Here is a 24,402-nt window from a genome sequence, read left to right on the forward strand (position 1 = left end):
TTGAAGTGTGGATGTGCAGGGGCGTTTTGTTTTTAAAGAAGTTCATCGTCTATCTCGCCAGGCTTTTCAAAGTTGCGCTTCGGTTGACGTTCTTTGCTTTTAAAGTACGCCGCCAAAACGTCTTTTACAAATACACCCGGAGAACTAGAAGCATTCTGTATTTTGAGATACAGTTCATGTTCCTCTTTCTTAAACGATAGATTCATGCGGTCCAAATTTTCTCACCTACCTTTGCAAACCCTATTGCATTCGCAAACTGCGACTGCTCCATTATTTTTGTGGCCGGATATCTCGCCTTTATGTATCGGCCAAGCGTGTAAGCTCCGCCTCCGCATAGATAAATCGGAGTTGTGCGGGATGGGTAATTCAGATCAAGTTCATAGAACAATTGTTCGAGGTGGTCACGGCAAATACCATGTACAAACTCTTTACTGCGGATTATTCCGTCCACTATAAGGTCGTCGCGCATAATCGACTCGCCGTAAGATGGAAGCAAGCTTAATTTATACTGCCGGTTGGCCGCCTGGGCTACATCGCCATAAAGCGACATGACGCCAGAAAAAAGCGTTGTGGACCGTGACAGGGTTCTTTTTCCGTTTTCCACTTCAAACAATGCAATGTCCGTGGTGCGAGAGCCAATGTCAATAATAATTGCGTTTCCAGGAATGTGCTGAGAAAGTAGCGCGCCGGCTCCTTGGGCATAAACCTTAACACGACTAATATTGATTTCTCGTCTGCTGCTATGATAAATGACGGTAGCGCGCGGCGCTGTTTCGATGGAAGATTTAAAACTATCCTTCAGCGCCTGAAATTGACCAATTGGCAGCCCTGTAACAACGCTGAATGTGTTTTCCTTGCTTGACATCGCAAGAGCCGTAAAAAGGCACACACGTGTGAGCTCTGAATTTATTTTGTCTACTTCTAGCGTTCCACTGCCTACCCCGATAGCGTACACCTTGCCATCCACCGTGATAGTATCGTTCCCGCTTATCTGGTCATCTGAACTTATCTTGCTAAGGAATGATATCCCTTCGCTGGTCTTAGTCGTGCTATATCCGATATCCACACCAACTATCATAAGTTTACACACCTTTCTGTATATCAATTTTGTCGTATGCTGGTGCCATGGTAAAATATATGCGTAAGGTTACACCAACATGCGCCAATTTGAATAAAATATTTTGCGTATTTAAATAAAAACTCCCTTGGCTGATTTTAGGCCAAGAGAGCAGTATTTCTGACGAAAATTTGACGATTTTATATGGTGATATTGAGTTTAAATAAATTAATTTAAATTAACAAAAAACCGCACAGTCAAGCCGTTTTTGGCCATTCTGTGCGGTTTCTATTTGGAGCAGATAGCGGGAATCGAACCCGCATAACCAGCTTGGAAGGCTGGAGTTTTACCACTAAACTATATCTGCACATTGTTGCCCCGCTTTGCGGAACAACAATTATTATACCTTATCTTCAGGGCGATTGTCAAGACACAGTAACGACTACTTTTTCTTCTTTTGCGTCTACAACAAATTCACATGCCGTGCTGCCGCTTACAATTTGGGCGGCAATTTCGTCCTCCACCTGTTTGCGAATTACCCGGCGCAGATCGCGCGCGCCAAACTTGCCGCCGCTGGCCGCTTTGCAAAGGGCAGCAAGACCGTCTTCGGTATAGCTGAGAGTTTTGCCTTTTGCTGCAAGTGGCTCTTTATATTCATCAAGCATCAATGCGGCAATGCGGCGCAGCTGCTCTTCGCCAAGCGGCTCAAAGCAGATAATTTCATCCACACGGCTCATAAACTCCGGGCGAAGGAAGTCGGAAAGTGCTTTCATTGTGCGGCTTTTGTTCATCTCCGACACAGTTTTAGCAAAGCCGGTCTCGCCTACTTTATCGCTGCTGCCAGCATTGCTGGTCATGCAGATAACCGTATTTTCAAAGTTGACGGTACGGCCCTGTGCATCGTTAATCCGACCCTCATCGAGAATCTGGAGCAAGATGTTCATTACGTCAGGATGTGCTTTTTCAATCTCGTCAAACAGCACTACACTGTATGGGCGGCGGCGCACCTTCTCGGTCAGCTGGCCTGCCTCATCGTAGCCCACATAACCCGGGGGCGAACCGATGAGCCGAGAAACCGCATGCTTCTCCATAAACTCACTCATATCAAGGCGAATCAGCGGGTCAACGGTATCAAACAGCTCGCTGGCAAGGCGCTTAACGAGCTCTGTTTTACCAACACCGGTGGGGCCGACAAAGATAAAGCTGGCAGGACGGCGGCGGCCCGCGATGCCTGCACGGCTGCGCTTAATCGCTTTCGCAACAAGCTCTACCGCTTCGTTCTGGCCGATGATTTTCTTCTTCAGATTATCTTCCAGCGAGTTGATTTTCTGGAAATCAGTCTGCTGAATTTTGATGGCCGGAATCCCCGTCCAAAGCTCTACTACTTTGGCCACATCCTCAGGCTGCACGGCAATTTCGTCTACGGCAGCTTTTTTCTGCTCGTATTCGTTTTCCATCCGCAGCAGCTCGCTTTTTAAAGTTGCCATACGCTCGTAGTCTGCGTTTTCTTTCTCTTCTTTCGCTTCAAGCTCTTCCTGCTCGGCTTTCAGCTCGGTGATTTTTTTGCCGAGGTTGACATACTCGGTAATCTCCGGGTGGCGCAGGCTGCAGCAAGCCGCAGATTCATCCAACAGGTCGATTGCTTTATCCGGCAAGAAGCGGTCAGTGATATAACGCTCCGACATTGTGACTGCTTGGTCTACAATGTCCGGGCTGATTTTTACGTAGTGATGCTTTTCGTAATACTGCTTGATGCCCATCAGCACCGCAATCGTATCCGAAATGGAAGGTTCTTCTACTTTAACAGGCTGGAAACGGCGCTCCAGTGCCTGATCTTTTTCAATGTATTTGCGATATTCGGCAAAAGTGGTTGCGCCGATGACCTGGATTTCACCGCGGGAAAGGGCAGGCTTTAAGATGTTAGCAGCATTCATTGCGCCTTCTGAATCGCCTGCACCTGTGATGTTATGAATCTCGTCGATGAACAAGATGACGTTTCCGGCAGCTTTTACCTCTGATACCAAGCCTTTTACACGGCTTTCAAACTGTCCGCGAAACTGGGTGCCTGCCACAAGTGCGGTCAGGTCAAGCAGGTAAATTTCTTTATCTGCAAGGCGGCTGGGCACATCGCCTGCCACAATACGCAATGCAATGCCTTCTGCAATCGCCGTTTTACCAACGCCCGCTTCACCAATGAGGCAGGGGTTGTTTTTCTGGCGGCGAGAAAGAATCTGGATGGTACGGTAAATCTCTTTATCGCGGCCAATAATGTTATCCAGTTTACCCGCCGACGCTTTGCTGGTCAGGTTTTCGCAATAGGTATCCAAAAACTTGCGTTTTTTGCCCTTTTCTTTGGCTTTCGGGTCTTTTTTTGCTGTGGTTTCACTTTTTTCTTCCAGCGGGGTGAACTCTGCATCTTGCGCACCCATTTTACCAAGGTTGCCAAAAATATTAAACGGGAAGGTAGCGTTGCCGCCCGGGGTAAAATCGCCCTCTGCATCGGTATCGTCCTCAGACTCCACCGGCTCGCCGTCGGTTTCCATCCCTTCCATCCCGTTTTGCATAAAGTTCATCATCTGGTTTTCCATATTTTCGAGGTCATCGCCCGAGATGCCAAACTGCTTCATCAGGTCATCGACTGGTTTGATGCCCAGCTCTTTGGCACAGGTGAGGCAGTAGCCCTCCGACTTTTGCTCGCCGCCGTCCATACGCTGTACGAATACAACTGCGGGGCGTTTTTTACATCTCACACATAACATGAGTCACTTCTCCTTTATGGGTTTATACAAACGGGTTATAACTTGCAAACAGCCGGTAAAAGAAACTATTCTCCAGCGTTGCACTGCTAAACCAGGAAAGATTGTCGCCGGTGATAACCACAACGGCCCAAGCCCCACAAAGCAGCAACATTACATAAATAATGCCCAGCACCAAACCCGCAACAGTGCCAAACAAACGATTCACATCTCCGACCAGCGGCACGCGGTTTAAATTGATAAAGGCCGCCGCCACAAAACGTACAACAAAAGAGCAAACAGCGAAGGTGACAAAAAACACCATTACGCTGATGATCGGCAAAAATAAAGGTGCAATCACATTATCCACAATCTGCGCTGCAATATCCGGGGTGGTGGTATCCAGCATCTGGGCCAACTTATCTGCCCCGCCCAAAAGCTGCGCTACCAGCTCTTGTGGAAGAATGGGTACGAGCTTATCCACAATGTTCTGAATGGTCATCTGCCCGCCTGAGGCAATCATTTCTGAAGTTTGGCGAATGAGACTGCCTTTGAAAAAGCGCTCAAACACTTCTGGCGAGAGGTGCCCCGAAACATAATAAGCAGCAAACATAGACACTGCCATGCCCCCAAGGCGAAGCAGCGTAGTTACCAGCCCGCGCCGTGCTGCGGTAATTACCGTGCCAACCAGCACAACGGCAAGTGCGATGTCTAATATAAGTGCGGCATTGAACGACATGTTAACACTCCTTTATGCACCTTTCGGCCAAAGCTGAAGGTACCAATAAAAATAGCTTTCTTGAGTGTAGACCATATCTGATGTAACGCGCAACAAAAAAACATAGAAATTTGCCGTTAGATTGATTTTAACACACAAATATGGCCTGTTATTCTATTAATTGTAAAATTTCTTTAGCAGTCACCACAAGCGGGTGCTTAGCATCTATCAAAACACTGCCTTTGGTTTCTAAGTCGTACTGTTTTTGCGGTACTCCCAATAAGTCGTATTCGCGCACGGTAGATTCGTTTAATACATAAACAGCTTCGTTTTTCAGCATAACGTCTTTGACGGAATACCCAAGTGCAATATTACAAACCGGTTGCATCTCACTGTCTATCACAGTGCAGCGGTTAATAGCGACTCGTTTTTCATCGCCAAATACCAGCGCAATGTTTTTGCGGGCAATATCCATAGCCAGCAGAGTTTGCCCGCCGTAGTCATATCTGGCCCGCTCTGCGCCGGTGGTACAATCATATGTTGCCACAAACCGGTCTGATACCACCAGGATTGTTTTCGTATCGAGGTAGCGTGCATCCAGCACCACTGCGCCCGGCAGCGAAACTTCTGCAACCTGGTTCTCTTCGCGTATGTCATAAAAACGCAGTTTTGTTCCAAAATCGCCGTTGCTGACCTGCATGCAGGCTGCGGCAAACCGTTTGCCGTCGCTTGCAAAATGAATGCTGACGGGATATTCTTCGGCGAGGTAGCAATAGTAACTCTCATTGAAGCTGGCATCATATACCGTAATTTCTGAGAGATACCGTTCTGATTTTGTCGCAACGGCCATTGCACCGCCGTCGGACATCCCCACCGTTATAATCGGATAATCGTAAGTCTTATCGAGCAGGTTGCGGCTGCGAGACTCGACTTTGAGCTCCTTGCCTCCGCGGTTATAAATACAAACGCGGGCATTGCCCATGGTAAATGCCGGGTCGGCATAGCCGTGCGGCACCCGGCGCAGTTCTTTGGCACTGGGCGAATACAGCACGAGGTCGCTTTGGTCCAGCAGTGCTGCGCCGCCCACCAAGCCTTCTGCGCGAACCAGATTCTGAGTATCATTGCGCATCGGCCAGCCCTCACCGGGGAACATTGCACTTTGGGCCGTATCTAATAACTCCGACAAAAAGTTGATAGAAGGCGCAAACAATCCGCCCAGATAAGCCAGCACCGCGGCAAGCACCAACACCAGCAATGCTGCGGTGCGCAGGCGCTTTTCGTGGCGGCGGCGGCGAATCTGTTCAATTTTACTCATATCACTGCCGCGGCGGTTTGCGGTGGCAGTATCTTGTTTTTTCTGTTCCATAAAGGAGCCCTTTCGGTATGGTGTGCGTTGCAAAATTCCCTGCCGTTCACTTTGCTGGAAGCGAAAGTGGCTGGCAGTGCAGCGCACCGGGCAAATAAAACCTGCCGCGAAAGCCGCAAAGATTTATTCGTCGCCCAGTGCTTTTGCGTCGTACTCTACGCGGTAGAGGAAAAGCCCCTTCGCAGGGGCTGTGGGGCCAGCAGTGCTGCGGTCGCAGGCTGCCACAATGCCGGGTAAGGCAGTTGCAGAAAGTCGGCCTGCACCCACCTCTGCCAGGGTGCCCGCAATAATTCTTACCATATTATAAAGGTAACCATCGGCGGTAATCAAAATACGGATTTCGTCCCCATGCCTGGTTACGGCACATTCGGTTACAGTGCGCACCGTAGAGCCGCCCTGTTGCTCGATGGTACTGCCAGCAGACATAAACGAGGCAAAATCGTGCTGCCCCACCAATGCCGCTGCCGCTTTTTGCATGGCATCTGCATCAAGCGGGGCATTAATGCGCCAACTGAGTCCCGCTTCAAATGGTGATTCAATGGGACTATTTAAAATACGATACAGGTACGTTTTTGACTTCGCGCTGTACCGTGCATGAAACTCCTCGGGTACCTCTCGCGCAGAGCAAACGCGGATATCTGCCGGTAAATGTGCATTGAGCGCAAGTGGCAGTTTGATGCAAGGGATATTAGCATCGGTAAAAAAGCTAACCGAATAGGCCACGGCATGAACGCCGGAATCTGTGCGGGAGCAGCCTTTGATTTCTTCTCTTACGCCCAGCAATTTTTCCAGTGCATCCTGCAACGTCTGTGCTACGGTTTTGGCATTGCTTTGTACCTGAAAGCCATGGTAGGCACTGCCGCGAAAAGCAATTGTCAATAAAATATGTCGTCTCATAACGGCAACATCGTCATAATGCGGCCAGAAAAGCCGATGAGCACAAAAATAGCCGTGCAGGAAAGGGTCAGCACCACATCCATGCCGCCAAGTTTCAGCTCTTTTAAGCGGGTACGGCCTTCGCCGCCATGGTAGCAGCGGCATTCCATGGCCATGGCCAGTTCATCCGCGCGGCGAAATGCCGAGATAAACAGCGGAATCAGCACCGGCACGAGCGCTTTTACACGATCTTTGAGGCTGCCGGTATCCAGCTCTGCACCGCGTGCTTTTTGAGCGGACATGATTTTATCCGTTTCTTCGATGAGGGTCGGGATGAAACGCAGCGCAATGGTCATCATCATCGCCAGCTCATGTACCGGCAGATGCAGCTTTGCGAGCGGCTTCATCAGTCGTTCCATGGCATCGGTCAGCACAATGGGGCTGGTGGTATAGGTCAGCAGGCTGGTGCCTGCAATCAGGCAGATGATACGCACCGTCATGATTGCGATATTGCGCAGACCCTCTTTGGTGATGGTGATAATCCACCACTGAAATACCGGTGTGCCCGGAACAAAAAACAGGTTCAGCAGTGCGGTAAAAATAACGATGGGCAAAATCGGTTTTAAGCTTTTACCGATGAGCCGCAGTGGAATTTGTGATATGCCGTAAGCAAGCACGAGGAACAGCACCGAAATGGTAAGGCCTAAAAAGTTGGAGCCGACAAACAGCATAACAATATAAGCAATCGTAAGAATCAGCTTGGCGCGAGGATCCATTTTATGGATGACCGATTCGCCGGGAAAATGCTGGCCGATGGTAATATCTTTAAGCATGCGGCGCGCCCCCTTTCTTTGCAAGCGCTTCGAGAATGCGGTCGCGCGCATATTTTACGGTGTAAACGTCGGTGGGCACCTCTGCGCCAAGTTCTTTCATCTTTAAGAAGATTTTGGTCACTTCCGGTACCGAAAGGCCCAGCTCTACCAGCTCGTCTGCACGCGCAAAAATATTCTCGGTTCGGTCAAACATCGCAACTTCGCCTGCCTGCAATACCAGCACGCGGTCTGCAAACTTTGCAATATCTTCCATCGAGTGAGAAACCAGTACCACGGTGGTGCCGGTTTCTTTATGGTAGCGCTTCACCTGGCTCAAAATCATCTCGCGGCCTTCGGGGTCAAGCCCGGCAGCAGGCTCATCGAGCACAAGCACTTCGGGCTCCATTGCCAGCACACCGGCAATGGCAACGCGGCGTTTTTGTCCGCCAGAAAGCTCAAACGGAGAGCGCTCCATCATCTCTTGTGAAAGGCCGACAAATTTGGCAGCGCGCATGACGCGAGCGTGAATTTCATCTTCCGGCAAGCCCATATTTTTGGGGCCGAAAGAGATATCTTTATAGATGGTTTCTTCAAACAGCTGGTATTCCGGGTACTGGAACACCAGACCAACCTTAAAACGGAACTGGCGAATTTTAGAAGGCTCTGCCCAAATATCTACACCGTCGATATACAGTTTACCTTCGGTGGGGCGCAGCAGCCCATTAAAATGAGTGATTAGGGTAGATTTTCCACAGCCCGTCGGCCCGATAACGCCAACGAACTCGCCCTTTTCAATTTCTATATTAATGCCGTTAACAGCGGTGGTTGCACCGGGCAGCCCTGCGCCGTACACGTACTTTAAGTTTTCTGTTTTTATGACTGACATTTGTTGTCCCCTTTTTGGCAGATCGGCGTCCCCTCGGCTCGCCGTAGGCCTTGTCCTATTTCAGCAATGCAGCCAGCGCCGCTGCACACTCTTCTGCACCAATAATCGTTTCCGGCAAATCCACACCGGCTGCCCGCAGCTCATCGCAAAGCTCTTTGGCCTGGGGCACATCCAGCTTATAAGCGCGAATTTTATCCGAGTCACGGAATACCTCCGGCGGAGTGCCCTCCAGCACCACATGTCCGTCGTTCATCACAATCACGCGGTCTGCCAGCACAGCTTCTTCCATGTAATGGGTAATCATCACCACCGTGATGCCAAACTCATGATTCAGCTTTTGTACTGTACGCATTACTTTATCGCGGCCAATCGGGTCCAGCATGGCAGTGGATTCATCCATAATCAGGCAATCCGGCCGCATGGCGATAACGCCGGCAATGGCTACGCGCTGCTTCTGTCCGCCCGAAAGCTTGTGCGGCGCTTTGTCTTTGTGTTTAAAGATGCCTGCCATCTGCATGGCCTCGTCTACGCGCGCACGCATCTCTGGCTGAGGCACACCCAGGTTTTCCAGTGCAAACGCCACATCCTCTTCTACGATAGTTGCGACAATCTGGTTATCCGGGTTTTGGAATACCATACCCACTTTTTGGCGAATGTCATAGATGCGCTCTTCATCCTGAGTATTGATTTCTTCTACCCATACTGTGCCCTTTTCGGGCAGCAAAATCGCATTAAAATGCTTTGCCAGGGTGCTTTTTCCACAGCCGTTGGCACCCAGTACAGCGATAAATTCGCCTTTTCGTATCTCTACAGACACATCATCCAGCACCGGTTTTGCGTTTTGCGCATACCGAAACAAAATATGGTCCGCTTCGAGCATTCGGTTCTCTATCATTGTAACCGTTCCTTTCTGGGGTAACTGCCGCGGGCCTGTCCTGTTTTTTTCACGCTGGCGCGGTGCGGCAGCGGCGACACAGTGCAAAGCTCTGTGCCGCCTTTGCATACTGCCCGCCAAGCGGTGCAGCTGCAACTTTCCCATCTTGTATCTTATTGATTCATTTTTATTTAAAGCAATATTGCTTTGTTGCGCCTGCTCTTTGTGTCGCTTTTCAGGCGTTTTCAATCCAAAGGCTGGTGGCGCCTGCCGGTACTGCACCGCCGGTCGCCGTTACCGGCAAGCCGATTTCATCGCTGCAAGTGGTGCCGCCGTAACGGCCGCAAAGCTCGGTTTTAAGCATATACTCCATTACCGCAGGTGAAAGCCCGGTGGTGTAGCTATTGACAGCCACAAACAGCGGCGTTTCACTCAAAATACCACAGCAGGCATTCATCAGCTCGTAAATGCTGTCCTCCAGCTTCCATATCTCGCCGGAAGGTCCGCGTCCATAACTGGGCGGGTCCATAATAATTGCATCGTAGGTGTTGCCGCGGCGTGCTTCCCGCGCGACAAACTTTCCGCAGTCATCTACAATCCAGCGAATTGGGTGGTCGGCAAGGCCGGAGAGGGCAGCGTTTTCGCGCGCCCAGGCAACCATGCCTTTGCTGGCATCCACATGGCAGACCGAAGCCCCCGCTGCGGCGCAGGCAAGGCTGGCACCGCCGGTGTACCCGAACAGGTTAAGCACTTTAATGGGGCGGCCCGCTTTTTGAATCAGCGAGCGGTAGAGGTCCCAGTTGACAGCCTGCTCCGGAAAAATGCCGGTGTGTTTAAAGCCGGTCGGCGAAACCTTTAACGTAAGGTCGCCATAGTGCAGCTGCCATTCATCCGCCATGCGGCGCTTTTTCTCCCACTGTCCGCCGCCTGCCGCGCTGCGGTGATATACTGCGTCGGCTTTGCTCCACATCGGGGTTTTTTGCGGAAAATGCCAGACCACCTGCGGATCCGGGCGCACCAGAATCGTATTGCCCCAACGCTCTAAGCGGTTGCCATCGGTGGCATCCAGCAGTTCATATTCTTTCCATTCGCTTGCTAAGCGCATATTTTTGGACATTCCTTTCATTGGGCCTGCCGGGCTGCGGCAGACGAATCGTCTGGGCGATTAAACGCGCTCGTGAATCATGGCGACAATACGGTTTGCTGCCACCTCGATAGCTTCGGGGTCTTTACCTTCCACCATGACTCGAATCTTCGGCTCGGTACCGGAAACGCGCACCAGCACACGGCCCATGCCCATCAGCTGCTGCTGCTCGCTCTCAACAAAACCAGCGATATATTCATCTTCTTTATATTTTGCCTTCTGCTCTGCAGTGGCGGGCACGTTGATGATAACCTGCGGATATTTGGTATATACGTTGTTGAGGTCGCTCATCTTGCCGTTGCTCTTTGCCAGAATATCCAGCAAAAATGCTGCGGTCAGCTCGCCGTCACCGGTGGTGGAGTGCTCCAGCAGAATGACGTGGCCGCTCTGCTCGCCGCCGATGGCGTAGCCTTTGGCACGCATCTCTTCCAGCACGTAGCGATCGCCTACCGCGGTGGTAGCAACCGAAAGCTTCAGTTCTTTGCGCATATATTCCATAAAGCCGAGGTTCGACATAACGGTAACAACGGCGGTATTGGCGGGCAGGTTGCCCTGCTCTTTCATATGTTTTGCGAGGATCGCGATAATCTTGTCGCCGTCAATCTCTTGGCCTTTTTCGTCCACAGCAAGGCAGCGGTCGGCATCGCCGTCAAAAGCAACGCCGCAATCCAGTCCATTTGCAACCACGAATTTTGCAAGGCTGTCGATGTGGGTAGAGCCGCAGTCTTCGTTGATGTTGGTGCCGTTCGGCTCAATGCCAACAAAGTGGCACTCTGCACCCAGGCGGGTAAAGAGTTTCTGTGCGGTTACGGCAGAAGCACCGTTGGCGCAATCCAGCGCAACCCGCAGGCCGGTGTAGTCAGCGTCTTTTAAGCAGGTGGCAAGATAATTTACATAATCGTCAATTGCATTGTCGCTGCGAATTACGCGGCCGACTGCGGCACCGGTAGCAAGTTCCACTTCGGTTTTGTTGTGCACCAGGTGCTCAATTTCATCCTCAATGGCATCGGGCAGTTTGTAACCATCGCCGTTGAAAATTTTAATGCCGTTAAACTCCATCGGGTTGTGAGAAGCAGAGATTACAATACCTGCATCCGCGCCGTATTTGCGCACAAGGTAAGCCACAGCAGGGGTCGGCACAACGCCCAGCAGCTCTACATCAGCACCAACGCTGCAAAGGCCCGCGCAAAGCGATGCTTCGAGCATATCGCCGGAGATGCGGGTGTCTTTGCCGATGAGGATGCGCGGTTTATGGTTGGTTTCACGGGTCAGCACAGTTGCTGCGCCGCGGCCGATCAGCATAGCCAGGCCGGTAGTTAAATCTTCGCCCGCAACACCGCGGACACCGTCAGTTCCAAATAATCTTGCCATAGATAACCTCCAGAATCATCTTGTATCAAAGCATTCGTTGATAATTTATGAAAATTGCGAAAAAATCCTGTTCTCTTCTTTTGTATGAAAGCAGCGTGCAAAAAAGCATCTTAACGCTTATAACTAAAATACAGCACTCGAGCTGTGCTGGCAAATTTTTCGGTAAACAACGCAAAAACGTTGTTGGCGATTTGTGCATCGACCAGAATTTTGCCTAATCGTCAGCTCAAATCCTCAAACCGTTGCTGCTGGACCTCTGCACCGCCGTTTCTCGCAGGCGGGGTCATACCCAGCTGGGTGTAAGCAGCATTGGTCACACAGCGACCGCGCGGGGTGCGGGTTAAAAAGCCCATCTGCATCAGGTAGGGCTCGCAAACATCTTCCAGTGTTACGGCCTCTTCGCCGAGCGCTGCCGCAAGGGTGTCAAGGCCCACCGGCCCGCCGCCGTACAGCTCAATAATGGCGCGCAGCACACTGCGGTCCAGCGTGTCCAGCCCCAGCTCGTCAATCTCCATGCGGCGCAGTGCAAGGTCTGCTGTTTCTTTGGTGATGATGCCATCGCCGCAAACTTCTGCAAAGTCGCGCACACGTTTGAGCAAACGGTTTGCCACACGCGGCGTACCGCGGCTGCATTTCGCCAGCTCCTGCGCGCCCTCTTCTTCGCAGCCAACACCCAGCAATCCGGCAGAGCGGCGCACAATGCGGCCCAGCTCTTCCGGGGAGTAAAGCTCCAGCTTGAGCAGCACGCCAAAACGATCGCGCAAGGGGCTTGTCATCTGCCCTGCGCGGGTGGTTGCACCAATGAGGGTAAAACGCGGCAGGTTGATGCGAATCGACTGTGCCGACGGGCCTTTACCGATCATAATATCCAGCGCGTAATCTTCCAGCGCGGGATAAAGCACCTCTTCTACCTGACGTGAAAGGCGGTGAATCTCATCGATAAAGAGGATATCGCCTTCCTGCAAATTGGTCAGCAATGCTGCAAGGTCGCCCGGCTTTTCAATCGCGGGGCCGCTGGTGATGCGAATCTGCACCCCCATCTCATGCGCGACGATGCAGGCTAGCGTCGTCTTACCAAGGCCCGGCGGGCCATACAGCAGCAGGTGATCCAGCGGCTCGCCGCGCTGTTTTGCTGCCTGCAAATAAACCCTCAGGTTTCCTTTTATTTTTTCCTGCCCCACATAGTCTTCCAATGTTTTGGGGCGCAGGGTGAATTCATTATCATAATCTTCTGCCTCAGCGACAGGAGAAATCAGCCGATCGTCCATAACTTCCATCTGAGAGGGTCTTCCTTTCTGTCAACCGCAAAGAAGCGCGCGGTAGGTCATTTCAATCTGCCGGCCATCGCTTGCAGGGCACCGCGCACCAGTTCTTCCACCGGCAGCGAAGCGTCCAGCTTTGCAATGGCAAGTGCGGCTTCGCTTTGGCTGTACCCCAGTGAGGTAAGCGCCGCAATGGCCGCTGCTGTTCCCTGCGGGCTTGCCGCAGCAGCACCCGCCACTTCTGAAAGTGTGATGCCACCCTCTGCAAGGCCTTTGCCCACCTTGTCTTTCAGCTCCAGCACAATACGCTGAGCAAGTTTCGGCCCAACGCCGGAAGCTGCGGTAAATGCTTTGTGGTCGCCTGCCGAAATCGCAAGTGCGATACGGTCCGGCGTAAGCACCGAGAGAATTGCCAGACCCGCTTTGGGACCTACGCCCGAAACACCGGTCAACATCAAAAAGGTGCGTCGGCTTTCGACGTCAGCAAAACCGAACAGCGAAATATCGTTTTCGGTAATATTCATATAAGTGTAGAGCTGTGCTTCTGCACCCACAGGCGGCAGTACCGCCGAAACAGAAGCGGGTACATGAACTTCATATCCTACGCCGCCGCAGACCACTACCACGCGGTCTAAGGTTTTTTCGGCGATTTTTCCTAAAAGGGAATAAATCATTTTTTACCTCCAAGCTGCGCGCCGCGCAGGTTGTACACATTTACGCTGCCGGTTTTGCCAAATAGCTGGCTGCGGCTGGAATGTGCATGGCAGATTGCCATTGCCAGTGCGTCGGCGGTATCGTCAGGTTTCGGCACACTTTCCAGGCGCAGCAGGCGGCGGGTCATTTCCTGCACCTGCTTTTTCACGGCTTTGCCGTACCCTGCTACCGATTGCTTCACCTGCATGGGTGAATATTCGTACACCGGGATGCCTTTTTGGGTGGCGGCCAGCAAAATAACGCCGCGTGCTTCTGCCACATAAATGACAGTTTTCTGGTTGGTGGTGTAAAACAGCGTTTCAATCGCCATTACATCCGGCTTAGTACGTTCAATCAGAGCAATCATGTCATCATACACCGATACCAGCCGGGTTTCAAACAGCGTGTGGGCGTCGGTGGTAATTGCGCCATAATCCACCACGCCGAAACGCGCTTTTTCGTAATCAAGTACGCCGTAACCAACGATGGCATAGCCGGGGTCGATGCCTAGAATTCGCATGTGCTTTGATTGCCCTCCGTTCGCTCTTTTAGAGTACGAGCGTATATAATGTATATAATATAACCTGTAACTGATTTAGTATAGCATAAAACCCAGCATGAAGCAATGATTGACGCCCGCTGTCTTGACACCTTAAGCCAATTTTTTTTAAAAAATTTAAAAAAAGGCTTGATTTTCGGAGAAAAGTGTTATATACTAATCTAGCCGTGAGACGCGACACGGCAATAACAGCGGACGGTTAGCTCAGCTGGTAGAGCACCTGCTTGACGTGCAGGGGGTCAGGAGTTCGAGTCTCTTACCGTCCACCATAGTTCAAAAGGGGCTGCAATATGTAGCCCCTTTTTTCACGTGGTATTGCAGCATTGCAAAAGATCCACAAAACAGAGGAGAGTATGTATGGAAAGAAAAGATTTGCGCAACGTAGCCATTATTGCTCACGTTGACCACGGCAAAACAACCTTGGTCGACGAGATGCTGAAACAGAGCGGCGTTTTCCGCGACAATCAGGCCGTTGCAGAGCGTGTCATGGATAGCGGTGACATTGAGAAAGAGCGTGGCATTACCATTCTCTCTAAAAACGCTTCCACCGTTTACGAAGGCGTAAAAATCAACATCGTTGACACCCCGGGCCACGCCGATTTCGGTGGTGAGGTCGAGCGTGTTCTTAAAATGGTTAACGGCGTTCTTCTTCTGGTTGACGCCGCTGAAGGCCCCATGCCTCAGACTCGTTTTGTGCTTCAGAAAGCACTGGACCAGAACCTTTCCATTATCATTGTTATCAACAAAATCGACCGTCCCGATGCCCGTATCAAAGAGGTTATCGACGAGATTTTGCTGCTTTTGATGGATATGGGTGCAACGGACGAGCAGCTCGATTCCCCGATGGTTTTCTGCTCTGGCCGTGCCGGTACCGCAAGCTATTCTCCGGATGCTCCCGGCACCGATTTCAAACCCTTGTTTGACACCATTCTCGAATACGTCAAACCGCCGGTGGTTGATCCCAACGCCCCGCTTCAGTGCCTCGTTTCCTGCATCGATTACAACGAGTTTGTAGGTCGTACCGCAATTGGCCGTATCGATTCTGGCGAAATGAGGGTCGGCCAGCAGATTACCGTCTGCGACTGGCATGACCATGACCTTTCCAAAAATGCTAAGATCACCGCCCTGTACACCTTTGACGGCGTAGGCAAAAAGACGGTAGAAACTGCTTCTGCCGGCGAAATCGTGGTCTTTTCCGGCATTGAGGACGTCACCATCGGCAACACAATTTGCGATGCTGGCGTACCGAATCCGGTAGCTTTTGTAAAAATCAGCGACCCGACCGTCGAAATGACCTTTGCTGTTAACGATTCTCCGTTTGCAGGCAAAGAAGGTAAATTCGTTACCAGCCGTCAGATTCGCGACCGCCTGCACAAAGAGCTGCTGCGCGACGTTGCATTGCATGTAGAAGATTCGCCCACCAGCGATAGCTTCCGCGTACTGGGCCGTGGCGAAATGCATCTGTCCATCCTCATCGAAACCATGCGCCGTGAAGGCTATGAGTTCCAGGTTTCTCCCCCGAAGGTTCTGATGAAAGAGGACGAGAACGGCAACACCATCGAGCCGTATGAGCTGGTTGTTGTGGACGTTCCCACCGAGTATCAGGGCGCTGTTATCGAAAAACTTTCATCCCGCAAGGGCGAGCTGGTTGAGATGCACCCGCAGGGCGATACTCGTATGCGCATCGAATTCCGCATCCCCTCCCGTGGTCTGTTTGGTTATCGCAGTGAGTTCCTTTCCGCTACCCGCGGCGAAGGCATCCTGAACACCATCTTTGATGGCTATGGCGAGTATAAAGGCGAGCTGCCGACCCGTGTTAACGGTTCTCTCATCAGCTTTGAGACCGGCACCGCTGTCACCTATGGCCTGTACAATGCACAGGAGCGCGGCGTTTTGTTCATCGGCGCTGGCGTTGACGTTTACGAGGGCATGGTCGTCGGTATGAACCCGAAGGGCGACGACATGGCAGTTAACGTTTGCAAAACCAAGCACCTTTCCAACACCCGCGCTTCCGGCAGCGACGACGCACTGCGTCTGATTCCGCCGCGCCTGTTCAGCTTGGAAGAAGCTTTGGACTTTTTGAACACCGACGAGCTGCTTGAGGTTACCCCGAAAAACTTCCGTATCCGTAAGCAGATCCTCAGCAATGCATTGCGCATGAAATCCACCAAAGGCAAAAAAGCTTAAATAAATTTTATCCCCGCTTGCTCTACTCGGTTTTCGAGTTGCAAGCGGGGATTTTTGTATTTCATTACAGCTTATTAGATATTGCTTTGCCCCAGTTATAAAATGAGTACAATTAACGCTATTTTTGTTTTTCTTGTTGCTTCTTGTCTTTGATTTTTCTATAATAAATATATATGAAAAATTTTCCGGCTTATTGGTCGGCATTGAATAACGAGGTCGTCATGAAAAAGAAATGCCTTGCTTTTTTTCTCTCAATTGCGCTGCTGCTGAGTGCTTTTAGCATCAGCGCGTTCGCGGCTAGCGCAAAGCATATTTTATTTCTCCCGCACCAAAGCAATTCCTTTAATATTCTAGGTCAGTATGACGGAGCCTCAATTGCTACCGATTTTGCCAATGCCTACAATATTGTAGTGGCTGACCAGAACACGGGACATCTGCTTTCAAATGCCATTGTTTCGATTGCGGCTGAATATCTGGATGATGTGAGTTTAAAAGCTACGATTACGCTGCAAAATTGCAGCGAGCAGGACGCCACCGCAAAAATTGCATTGCATGGCGATTCTAAAATTAACCACAGCGATACTCCTCCGCTTTTTATGATTCCCCAGAACGTTAAAAATGCATATGCGCTGCGCGCATCCGAAACCTACACCGGCGGATATCAGTGCACCTATCAATTTCGCAATGTCAAAGGCTCTCCGGATGCGTCTACTGTTTGGATTGGGCGCTATGACGAGCGATACGATAACCTTTGGAATGATGGCACCAAGACAACCGTTTCAGGTATCGACAGCGGCATGGCCATCAGCTGGCAAAATATAAACCTACCGGCTTCCGGTGCCGCTTCGGTATCGTTTATTGTCTCGGTAGAATCTGCAAACCTCAGTGAATTGCCGGTTATAGAAACAGAACCGAAGGCAACAGCCTCTCCCACTGCGGTATTTGGGCCGTTACCTTCTCTACCGCCTATCGAAAAGCTCAATCCTATCGGCAGTATTATTAACGGCAAGGATAAAGTGACTTCCGATTGGACCGGTGTGCTGGATAATATACAAAAAACAAAGCCTGGTTCTACTGTTGCAATTACAATGGATTCAGAGTCATTGATGCCAATTGAAGTATTAAAGCGGCTCGAAAAAATCAAGAATATTTCTTTGCAGATTTCAAACGAGAGTGGTGAATCTTTCACACTAACGGCGGAATCTGCCCACAAGACCCCGACAGACAAGCCTCTTAACTTCGAATCTCTCAACCAGCTAACCAGGGGTGAGAGCTCGCCTGCAGCTGACAGCGAAGTAACTGCGCCCGAAAAGGAAGAAACCGTGACACCGTCTACCACTAAGCCCTCTGGCAATTTTGCTTTGCAGAAGGCAAGCGAGCAAACCGGCTATCTGCCGGCTGTAACGACGATTCCGGAAATGCTTCACTACCTGCGCCGCGCTGACATTAGCCCTAGCTGGGCACCGGATATTCGCGCCAATACTGGCGCGATGGAGCGCTTGTATCGCGCCGCGCTGTCGGCTGATACAGCATCGCTTTCTGCAAAAGAGCGCACCGATTGTGTCGCTTACCTGACGCAATGGCAACAGGTGCTGGGCAAAAGCCCGGAAGAGGCAGAAGAGCTTGCCAAAGACCTGATTGGATAGTTTAATTGCTTATACAAACAAAACTCTCTCTTCGGCGCTTATATGCGGCTTAGAGAGAGTTTTTATTTTGTTTTATTAGTTTTGCATTTATTTTAAGCTAGCATCTTGCTCTGACTTTTTGGTAAAGGTGCGAACCGCAAACAAGAGCAGTGCTACACCCACCACCAAATTCAGTCCTTTAACAACCAGTACCGGTACTTTTGCTCCTGCAAACGCACCCAACCAGGCAACACCAGTCAAAAACGTTAGCGTAGCAAGTACACACCCGCCACCAAACCACCATAAATCACGGCCTTTCATCCCTTCAGTTTGGATTTTAGAAGCAAAAATGCCTGCCCAAAATACCACCGTGAGCGGGTTAGAAAGTGCAAGTAAAACCGCTTTTACAAATGCATTCGCTTCCAAAATGCCACCGCTCGTAAAGCTAGGCAAAAGGTTCATATCGAAGCTGCCCAAAATTGAGGAAATGCCGAAAAAAGCCAAAATCAAGGTCCCAAACCACCGAAAGAATTGTTCTTTTTTACACAGTCGGTCAAACACAGCCCGCATACCCAAAATGGCAAGCACAATTTCGCTGCCGTCGGTGAGCGCTGTCCCTAAAACAGCAGCAAACGCTGCCGCAAACCCTTGGTCCACCGCCGTGCCAAACACGAAAAGGCACACTGGGCCTATTGCAAGCTGCAATAGCATGCCAAAACAAAACCCGCGAAACAACATGTGCTTTCCCCCATCCTTTGGTAATAGTATAAACACCTGGCGTAAGTTTGTAAATACTCAGTTCACCAGTTATTCCGCTACGTTTTTTCTGATTTCTCTATCTTGTTTACTCCTTTTCTCTTACCTTGTCTTGCCCACTCTCTTTTCTACCATATTTTTTGGTATGATTCGCCTTTCAGCCACGCTTGCTGCTTAAATACCATATGCTAAGCCATTTTTGTGTCACTTCTGGCATTTGTCAATTTCTCCATGATTGTTTCTTTTCCTTTGTGCCATTTTATGATATGATGATAATAATGAGGTGATAAAAGTGAACGCAGCACAACGGCGCGATGCCCTGCAAAAAGCTTTATATGAAAGTGACCAACCTGTTTCAGCCAGCAGCTTGGCTGCCCAATTTGGGGTAAGCCGACAAATTATCGTTGGCGACGTCGCCCTTTTACGCGCAGAGGGGCTGCCTATCATTGCGACACCGCGCGGTTACCTTGTGCAGCGTCGCTCCACCCAAAACTGCAGCACCATCGCCTGCCGCCATTCTCGCGATGCTCTGCTGGACGAGTTGTACACGATTGTAGACACCGGGTGCAGCGTGATGGATGTGACGGTCGAGCACCCTGTCTATGGTCAGATGACGGGCAATCTCGCCATCGCCAGTCGGCTCGAAGCTGATGCATTTTGGCACTGCCTGCTGGAAAACAGCGCTGCTCCCCTATGTGAACTTACCGGCGATGTGCATTTGCACACCATTCGCTATCCCAGCGAAATGGCTCTTACGCATTGTTTAGAAGCCTTGCAAGCAAAAGGCTATTTGCTAAAAACAGACCCTGCTGTTTAGCCGCCAAGGCTTTGTGATAATTTAACATATTGTGCTTTTAAAGCGCTTTTTCGGAATCACCGAAGAGGCGCTTTTTTGTTTTTATTGTAATAAATTCTTTAAATGAGGGCTTGACTTTTCTAAAGCAAATGGTACAATATACAGGTGTCTTGACACCAATACATACATCATGGAGGAAGTCATGAGAAACGACCAGAAATTGCAAAAAATGTGCGCTGCTGCTTTGCTGTGCGCAGTAGGAATTTTAATTCCAACCATCAGCCCTTTCAAAATTACATTAGAGCCTATGAGCTTTACTCTGGGTAGTCACATTGCTCTTTTTGTTGCAATGTTTATCTCTCCCGGCGTTGCGCTTACGGTTACCATTGGCACCACGCTCGGCTTTTTTCTTGGCGGCTTTCCGCTGATTGTGGTATTGCGTGCGGCAAGCCAGGTGGTATTTGTTATGCTCGGGGCTTACATGCTGGCTCGCCGGCCGGAGCTTCTCACCAACACGAAAAAATGCATTCCGTTTGGGCTTATGCTCGGCGTAGTGCACGCTTTGGGCGAAATGCTCGTTTGCTGTTTCTTCTATTTTGGCGGCAACATGGCTGGCGCAGATTTCGTACACACAATTCTTCTGCTCGTTGGCGTCGGTACCTTAGTTCACAGCCTGGTGGATATGGTATTTGCAATGCTGATTTATAAGCCGGTTTGCCACGTGATTCGCATTCCGGTAAGTGCCAAACTTTAATTTACAAAAACGCAAAGCACACTTTCCAGCAGTAGCTTGGCAGTGTGCTTTTTTGTTTTACAATTAATAAATTATACTTTTAGTATTTTATATTTTCACTTTAATAGCTCTACATGAATATAGAATAAACAAAAAAGCGGAGCCGTTTAAAAGGCTCCGCTTTTATTTACTTTTTATTTCGCGTTCACAAAGAACTGGCGGTTATCCCATAAATAAATCACACCGGAAAGCAACGTAACAATGCCTACCAGCCACATTAGGCCAAAGCATATTTGTACGACAGAAAATCCGCCTACGGCGAGGCCTATGCCATACTGCTGCTCTAAGCCAAAGAAGATATAGCTGAGCATAATTACAACCATTTGCAGCACGGTTTTAATTTTGCCAAAAATGTTAGCGGCAATTACCTTGCCGGTCTCTGCGGCAATCATACGCACACCCGCAACAGCAAACTCACGTGCCATGATGATGATAAGTACGATTGGGTCGCAAAGGCCCTGAGCGACCATATAAATCATTGCTGTAGTCGTCAGCACCTTGTCGGCAAGGGGATCCATAAATTTGCCGAAATCAGTTACAAGGCCTCTTTTGCGGGCAATATTGCCATCAAGGTAGTCAGTAAAACTGGCAACCGCAAATACGGCAACCGCGGCAATGTAATTTTCGTAGCCGATCAGCAGCATAAATACCGGGATTAACAGTACCCGCAGCATCGTCAACTTATTGGGCAGATTCATTTCAGTTCTCCTCCACTCGCTCAGCATACAAATCGAATACATCACTGTCGATAATTTTGACAGTCAAAAACTCGCCTTCTGCGATGGGCACAGCATCACTGCGCACATAGGTAACCGCGTCAATTTCCGGCGCGTCTGCCGCAGAGCGGCAAAGGTAGAGTCCGGTTTCTTCATCCATACCATCGCAAATAACGCGCTGGGTCTGGCCCAGTTTTTCTGCTTGTTTTTTCGCCATCACTTTGGCCTGAATCTCCATTACCTGCTCTGCGCGGGATTCGCGCAGTTCGTTCGGCATCTGTTCCAGCTTGGCGGCCGGGGTACCCTCTTCTTCAGAATAAGCAAAGCAGCCCAAGCGATCGAACTCGGTCGCTTTCACAAATTCGCAAAGCTCGATAAACTGCTCTTCCGTTTCGCCGGGAAAGCCGGTAATCAGGGTCGTGCGCAGCGTCATGCCGGGCATTGCGGCACGCAGTCGGTTAATTGCAGAGATAACCGTTTCGCGAGTGCCTTTGCGGTTCATGCGGCGCAGCACTTCGTCGTTGATGTGCTGAATCGGCAAATCAAGGTAAGGCACAACTTTATTGTTTTGTACCATCGCGTCGATGAACTCATCACTCACGCGCTCGGGGTAAGCATACAGCAAACGAATCCACTCGATGCCCTCAATGGCATTAAGCCCGGCAAGTAGCTCATTGATGCCGTTTTTGCCAAGGTCGTCACCATAAGCAGTTACATCCTGTGCGACAAGAATCAGCTCTTTTACGCCTTCCGAAGCCAGCCAGCGTGCTTCAGTGAGCACCGAATCGATGCTGCGGCTACGCAACGGGCCGCGAATCAGCGGAATCGCGCAATAGGTGCAGCGGTTATCACAGCCTTCGGCAATCTTGAGGTAAGCATAGTGGCGCGGGGTAGAAATAATGCGTTTTTCTTCAATAGAAAGTGCATCTTTCGGGCCAAATGCTTCTACTTTTTCGTCCGCAAATACACGGTCTAAAATTTCCACAATATCTCCGTTGCAGCCGATACCAACGGTAGCGTCTACTTCCGGAATTTCTTTTTGAATTTCTTCGCGATAACGCTCGGCTAGGCAGCCAGTTACGACCACGCGGGGCTTTGCTTCGCCGCTTTTATAAGTTGTTGCCTCAAGAATATTCTCAATAGCTTCCTGCTTGGCGCTTTCAATAAAACCACAGGTATTGACAATGATTGCGTTCGCTTCTTCCAGCGCCGCAGTCGTTTCGTAACCTGCCGCCATCAGCCGATGACAAAGCATGTCTGCATCCACCTGATTTTTGGGGCAGCCCAGAGAAATAATTGCAATTTTTTTCATTTGGTCCCTCTTTTTGTTATTCCCATTCTTCTTGCTCGTCGGCACCAAGATAACGCGCTACGGCCTCACGCACGGCACGGCCTGCAAAGCCTCGCCGCAACAATGCTGCAATCACTTTATCTTTTTCGCCGCGCTGCAACTTGGCAAGGTAGCTTTTTTCTATCAGCGCACAGAGCGTTTCGTCCTCTTCTTCGGGCATCTCACTAATTACAGTATCCACGATTTCCCGGTCGATTCCGAGCGAAAACAGCTTTTGCGCTATTTCGCGGCGACTCTTTTTTTGATTGTGCAACCACACAGCACGATGGCGCGCAAACGCTTCATCGTTCAGCAGCTCCAACCGCTGCATTTCTGCAATGGCGGCAGCTGCGGTGTGCTCATCAAAATTACGGCATAGCTTGCGGTACAGTTCCTCACTGCCGTAATCGCGCAGCGAAATAAAGGTCAGCGCCTTGTCTTTGGCCCGGCGGGTATCGCTGGTCTCCTGCAAACGGCGCAGGTCCTGTTGCGAAAGTCGGTCGCCAACCCCTATATTATACTTCACCAGCGTTTCGCTGTCCACAGAAAACAGGAAGCCCTCTTCATCGAAGAGGGCAAAGCGTCCCTGTTTAGTTTTTTTGATATCAGAAATACGCAGCGTTTCCATCTATTAATCCACCGAGATGTCGATGTCTTCGTCGATGTTTGCTTTTGCAACCGCCGGTTTCTCTTGAGGCTCTTCTGTCTTTTCCGGCGCCTCATCTACCGATTTTGCCGCAGCAGCAGCGCGGCGCATTGCAACCGGAGAAAGCTTATATGCGTTTTCACGTACCTGCGCCTCAATATCTTTGGCAAAATCTACATTTGCTTTCAGGTACTCTTTGGCGTTGTCGCGGCCCTGGCCAAGGCGAATTTCATTGTAGTTAAACCATGCGCCACTCTTCTGGATAATGCCCAGTTTTACCGCGAGGTCAAGAATTTCGCCCTCTTTGGAAATGCCCTGTCCGAACATAATGTCAAACTCGCCCTCTTTAAACGGAGGTGCAACCTTGTTTTTCACAACCTTAGCACGGGTGCGGTTACCAATAAATTCGCTGCCGTTTTTTAAGGTTTCGGTACGGCGCACGTCAATGCGCACCGAAGAGTAGTATTTCAGTGCACGGCCGCCGGCAGTAACCTCAGGGTTACCGTAAACAATGCCGACTTTCTCGCGCAGCTGGTTAATGAAAATGGCAATGGTGTTTGTTTTGCCGATGATGCCGGTCAGCTTACGCAGTGCCTGGCTCATCAAACGCGCCTGCAGGCCAACGTGCGAATCACCCATTTCACCTTCGATTTCAGCACGCGGAACCATAGCCGCAACCGAGTCGACAACGATAATGTCAATCGCGCCGCTGCGCACCAGCGCCTCGCAAATCTCAAGTGCCTGCTCGCCGGTGTCCGGCTGAGACACCAGCAAGCTGTCAATATCAACGCCCAAAGCGCGTGCATAAATCGGGTCAAGCGCATGCTCAACGTCGATAAATGCGGCAGCGCCGCCGGATTTTTGCGCTTCTGCAATAGCATGCAGGGCAACGGTGGTTTTACCGCTCGATTCCGGTCCGTAAATCTCTACAACACGGCCGCGCGGCAAGCCGCCAATTCCAAGGGCCAGGTCCAGCGACAGACTGCCGGTAGAAATTGCATCCACCTGCATTGTCACGTTCTGCCCCAGTTTCATTACAGCGCCTTTGCCAAACTGTTTTTCAATCTGGGCAAGTGCTGTTTCAAGCGCTTTCTCTTTTTCGGAAGCGGCCTTTACTGCGGCTTTTTCCGCTGCTTTTTTTTCTGTCGCCAATGCTGTTCCCTCCAAATTAAACTTGTTTCTTTATGTTTTTATTATAGC

General features: G+C 50.4%; 22 protein-coding genes and 2 tRNA genes. 5 read left to right on the forward strand and 19 right to left on the reverse strand.

The window, feature by feature from the left end; genetic code table 11:
* Positions 1 to 202 precede the first annotated feature (202 nt).
* From C1A11_RS03795 to ruvC, 14 genes are all read right to left on the reverse strand, one after another.
* Entirely contained in the window at positions 203 to 1,078 is an 876-nt protein-coding gene (locus C1A11_RS03795) for a ParM/StbA family protein (RefSeq protein ID WP_102049072.1), read from the reverse strand.
* Positions 1,079 to 1,350: 272 nt separating this feature from the next.
* Positions 1,351 to 1,424 (reverse strand) — tRNA-Gly (locus C1A11_RS03800).
* A 58-nt stretch (positions 1,425 to 1,482) separates the two neighbouring features.
* The gene (locus C1A11_RS03805; protein ID WP_102049073.1) at positions 1,483 to 3,816 is read right to left on the reverse strand and encodes an ATP-dependent Clp protease ATP-binding subunit; all 2,334 of its coding nucleotides are present in this window, start codon (positions 3,814 to 3,816) and stop codon (positions 1,483 to 1,485) included.
* Between the two features lie 22 nt (positions 3,817 to 3,838).
* A complete protein-coding gene (locus C1A11_RS03810; protein ID WP_102049074.1) occupies positions 3,839 to 4,531 on the reverse strand; it encodes a CvpA family protein in 693 nt (230 codons plus the stop codon).
* A gap of 148 nt (positions 4,532 to 4,679) precedes the next feature.
* A complete protein-coding gene (locus C1A11_RS03815; protein WP_102049075.1) occupies positions 4,680 to 5,876 on the reverse strand; it encodes a DUF5711 family protein in 1,197 nt (398 codons plus the stop codon).
* Between the two features lie 123 nt (positions 5,877 to 5,999).
* Positions 6,000 to 6,773 carry a tRNA pseudouridine(38-40) synthase TruA gene (gene truA, locus C1A11_RS03820; RefSeq protein WP_102049076.1) on the reverse strand — a complete coding sequence of 258 codons (774 nt, stop codon included), beginning with the start codon at positions 6,771 to 6,773 and terminating at the stop codon, positions 6,000 to 6,002.
* Positions 6,770 to 7,585, reverse strand: a complete 816-nt coding sequence (locus tag C1A11_RS03825) for an energy-coupling factor transporter transmembrane component T family protein (RefSeq protein ID WP_102049077.1) — start codon at positions 7,583 to 7,585, stop codon at positions 6,770 to 6,772. The genes truA and C1A11_RS03825 overlap by 4 nt, the downstream gene beginning before the upstream one ends.
* Positions 7,578 to 8,450, reverse strand: a complete 873-nt coding sequence (locus tag C1A11_RS03830) for an energy-coupling factor transporter ATPase (protein WP_102049078.1) — start codon at positions 8,448 to 8,450, stop codon at positions 7,578 to 7,580. The genes C1A11_RS03825 and C1A11_RS03830 overlap by 8 nt, the downstream gene beginning before the upstream one ends.
* 55 nt (positions 8,451 to 8,505) lie before the next feature.
* The gene (locus tag C1A11_RS03835) at positions 8,506 to 9,345 is read right to left on the reverse strand and encodes an energy-coupling factor transporter ATPase (RefSeq protein WP_102049079.1); all 840 of its coding nucleotides are present in this window, start codon (positions 9,343 to 9,345) and stop codon (positions 8,506 to 8,508) included.
* A gap of 214 nt (positions 9,346 to 9,559) precedes the next feature.
* Positions 9,560 to 10,429 (reverse strand): class I SAM-dependent methyltransferase, encoded by an 870-nt coding sequence (locus tag C1A11_RS03840; RefSeq protein WP_102049080.1) that lies wholly within the window; start codon positions 10,427 to 10,429, stop codon positions 9,560 to 9,562.
* A gap of 60 nt (positions 10,430 to 10,489) precedes the next feature.
* A complete protein-coding gene (glmM, locus tag C1A11_RS03845; protein WP_102049081.1) occupies positions 10,490 to 11,839 on the reverse strand; it encodes a phosphoglucosamine mutase in 1,350 nt (449 codons plus the stop codon).
* A 221-nt stretch (positions 11,840 to 12,060) separates the two neighbouring features.
* Positions 12,061 to 13,116, reverse strand: a complete 1,056-nt coding sequence (ruvB, locus tag C1A11_RS03850) for a Holliday junction branch migration DNA helicase RuvB (protein ID WP_102049082.1) — start codon at positions 13,114 to 13,116, stop codon at positions 12,061 to 12,063.
* A 47-nt stretch (positions 13,117 to 13,163) separates the two neighbouring features.
* Positions 13,164 to 13,775: a Holliday junction branch migration protein RuvA gene (gene ruvA / locus C1A11_RS03855; RefSeq protein WP_102049083.1), complete on the reverse strand. Its 612-nt coding sequence runs from the start codon at positions 13,773 to 13,775 to the stop codon at positions 13,164 to 13,166.
* On the reverse strand, positions 13,772 to 14,314 hold the full coding sequence (ruvC, locus tag C1A11_RS03860; protein WP_102049084.1) for a crossover junction endodeoxyribonuclease RuvC: 543 nt from the start codon (positions 14,312 to 14,314) through the stop codon (positions 13,772 to 13,774). The genes ruvA and ruvC overlap by 4 nt, the downstream gene beginning before the upstream one ends.
* A gap of 232 nt (positions 14,315 to 14,546) precedes the next feature.
* Between ruvC and C1A11_RS03865 the strand changes: the two genes are divergently transcribed.
* The 3 genes from C1A11_RS03865 (at position 14,547) to C1A11_RS03875 (ending at position 18,186) form a co-directional block, all read left to right on the forward strand.
* Positions 14,547 to 14,622, forward strand: a tRNA-Val gene (locus C1A11_RS03865).
* An 88-nt stretch (positions 14,623 to 14,710) separates the two neighbouring features.
* A complete protein-coding gene (gene typA / locus C1A11_RS03870; protein WP_102049085.1) occupies positions 14,711 to 16,540 on the forward strand; it encodes a translational GTPase TypA in 1,830 nt (609 codons plus the stop codon).
* 221 nt (positions 16,541 to 16,761) lie between these two features.
* Positions 16,762 to 18,186 carry a hypothetical protein gene (locus C1A11_RS03875; protein WP_102049086.1) on the forward strand — a complete coding sequence of 475 codons (1,425 nt, stop codon included), beginning with the start codon at positions 16,762 to 16,764 and terminating at the stop codon, positions 18,184 to 18,186.
* 87 nt (positions 18,187 to 18,273) lie between these two features.
* On the opposite strand, the gene C1A11_RS03880 is transcribed toward C1A11_RS03875, so the two are convergent.
* The gene (locus C1A11_RS03880; RefSeq protein WP_102049087.1) at positions 18,274 to 18,903 is read right to left on the reverse strand and encodes a LysE family translocator; all 630 of its coding nucleotides are present in this window, start codon (positions 18,901 to 18,903) and stop codon (positions 18,274 to 18,276) included.
* Positions 18,904 to 19,213: 310 nt separating this feature from the next.
* On the opposite strand from C1A11_RS03880, the gene C1A11_RS03885 reads away from it, so the two are divergent.
* Both C1A11_RS03885 and C1A11_RS03890 read left to right on the forward strand, forming a co-directional pair.
* Positions 19,214 to 19,738 (forward strand): transcription repressor NadR, encoded by a 525-nt coding sequence (locus C1A11_RS03885; protein WP_180950236.1) that lies wholly within the window; start codon positions 19,214 to 19,216, stop codon positions 19,736 to 19,738.
* A 181-nt stretch (positions 19,739 to 19,919) separates the two neighbouring features.
* Complete coding sequence (locus C1A11_RS03890) at positions 19,920 to 20,471, forward strand: hypothetical protein (protein ID WP_102049088.1); 552 nt, start codon at positions 19,920 to 19,922, stop codon at positions 20,469 to 20,471.
* A gap of 173 nt (positions 20,472 to 20,644) precedes the next feature.
* Here the strand turns inward: C1A11_RS03890 and pgsA are convergent, their stop codons facing one another.
* Genes pgsA through recA form a run of 4 tightly spaced genes read right to left on the reverse strand, consistent with a single transcriptional unit; the run spans position 20,645 to position 24,354 of the window.
* Positions 20,645 to 21,208 carry a CDP-diacylglycerol--glycerol-3-phosphate 3-phosphatidyltransferase gene (gene pgsA / locus C1A11_RS03895; RefSeq protein WP_102049089.1) on the reverse strand — a complete coding sequence of 188 codons (564 nt, stop codon included), beginning with the start codon at positions 21,206 to 21,208 and terminating at the stop codon, positions 20,645 to 20,647.
* A gap of 1 nt (position 21,209) precedes the next feature.
* The gene (gene rimO / locus C1A11_RS03900; protein WP_102049090.1) at positions 21,210 to 22,538 is read right to left on the reverse strand and encodes a 30S ribosomal protein S12 methylthiotransferase RimO; all 1,329 of its coding nucleotides are present in this window, start codon (positions 22,536 to 22,538) and stop codon (positions 21,210 to 21,212) included.
* 16 nt (positions 22,539 to 22,554) lie between these two features.
* Positions 22,555 to 23,184 (reverse strand): regulatory protein RecX, encoded by a 630-nt coding sequence (locus tag C1A11_RS03905; protein WP_102049091.1) that lies wholly within the window; start codon positions 23,182 to 23,184, stop codon positions 22,555 to 22,557.
* A 3-nt stretch (positions 23,185 to 23,187) separates the two neighbouring features.
* On the reverse strand, positions 23,188 to 24,354 hold the full coding sequence (recA, locus tag C1A11_RS03910; RefSeq protein ID WP_102049092.1) for a recombinase RecA: 1,167 nt from the start codon (positions 24,352 to 24,354) through the stop codon (positions 23,188 to 23,190).
* Positions 24,355 to 24,402: the final 48 nt, after the last annotated feature.

Origin of the sequence: Pygmaiobacter massiliensis (assembly GCF_900199435.1) — a bacterium.
GTDB classification, from domain to species: Bacteria; Bacillota; Clostridia; order Oscillospirales; family Ruminococcaceae; genus Pygmaiobacter; species Pygmaiobacter massiliensis.

What these genes read in the sequence shown, in the direction of transcription:
- C1A11_RS03795 (WP_102049072.1), bottom strand. Translation starts at nt 1,078, where the DNA reads ATGATAGTTGGTGTGGATATCGGATATAGCACGACTAAGACCAGCGAA.
- C1A11_RS03805 (WP_102049073.1), bottom strand. Translation starts at nt 3,816, where the DNA reads ATGTTATGTGTGAGATGTAAAAAACGCCCCGCAGTTGTATTCGTACAG.
- C1A11_RS03810 (WP_102049074.1), bottom strand. Translation starts at nt 4,531, where the DNA reads ATGTCGTTCAATGCCGCACTTATATTAGACATCGCACTTGCCGTTGTG.
- C1A11_RS03815 (WP_102049075.1), bottom strand. Translation starts at nt 5,876, where the DNA reads ATGGAACAGAAAAAACAAGATACTGCCACCGCAAACCGCCGCGGCAGT.
- truA (WP_102049076.1), bottom strand. Translation starts at nt 6,773, where the DNA reads ATGAGACGACATATTTTATTGACAATTGCTTTTCGCGGCAGTGCCTAC.
- C1A11_RS03825 (WP_102049077.1), bottom strand. Translation starts at nt 7,585, where the DNA reads ATGCTTAAAGATATTACCATCGGCCAGCATTTTCCCGGCGAATCGGTC.
- C1A11_RS03830 (WP_102049078.1), bottom strand. Translation starts at nt 8,450, where the DNA reads ATGTCAGTCATAAAAACAGAAAACTTAAAGTACGTGTACGGCGCAGGG.
- C1A11_RS03835 (WP_102049079.1), bottom strand. Translation starts at nt 9,345, where the DNA reads ATGATAGAGAACCGAATGCTCGAAGCGGACCATATTTTGTTTCGGTAT.
- C1A11_RS03840 (WP_102049080.1), bottom strand. Translation starts at nt 10,429, where the DNA reads ATGCGCTTAGCAAGCGAATGGAAAGAATATGAACTGCTGGATGCCACC.
- glmM (WP_102049081.1), bottom strand. Translation starts at nt 11,839, where the DNA reads ATGGCAAGATTATTTGGAACTGACGGTGTCCGCGGTGTTGCGGGCGAA.
- ruvB (WP_102049082.1), bottom strand. Translation starts at nt 13,116, where the DNA reads ATGGAAGTTATGGACGATCGGCTGATTTCTCCTGTCGCTGAGGCAGAA.
- ruvA (WP_102049083.1), bottom strand. Translation starts at nt 13,775, where the DNA reads ATGATTTATTCCCTTTTAGGAAAAATCGCCGAAAAAACCTTAGACCGC.
- ruvC (WP_102049084.1), bottom strand. Translation starts at nt 14,314, where the DNA reads ATGCGAATTCTAGGCATCGACCCCGGCTATGCCATCGTTGGTTACGGC.
- typA (WP_102049085.1), top strand. Translation starts at nt 14,711, where the DNA reads ATGGAAAGAAAAGATTTGCGCAACGTAGCCATTATTGCTCACGTTGAC.
- C1A11_RS03875 (WP_102049086.1), top strand. Translation starts at nt 16,762, where the DNA reads ATGAAAAAGAAATGCCTTGCTTTTTTTCTCTCAATTGCGCTGCTGCTG.
- C1A11_RS03880 (WP_102049087.1), bottom strand. Translation starts at nt 18,903, where the DNA reads ATGTTGTTTCGCGGGTTTTGTTTTGGCATGCTATTGCAGCTTGCAATA.
- C1A11_RS03890 (WP_102049088.1), top strand. Translation starts at nt 19,920, where the DNA reads ATGAGAAACGACCAGAAATTGCAAAAAATGTGCGCTGCTGCTTTGCTG.
- pgsA (WP_102049089.1), bottom strand. Translation starts at nt 21,208, where the DNA reads ATGAATCTGCCCAATAAGTTGACGATGCTGCGGGTACTGTTAATCCCG.
- rimO (WP_102049090.1), bottom strand. Translation starts at nt 22,538, where the DNA reads ATGAAAAAAATTGCAATTATTTCTCTGGGCTGCCCCAAAAATCAGGTG.
- C1A11_RS03905 (WP_102049091.1), bottom strand. Translation starts at nt 23,184, where the DNA reads ATGGAAACGCTGCGTATTTCTGATATCAAAAAAACTAAACAGGGACGC.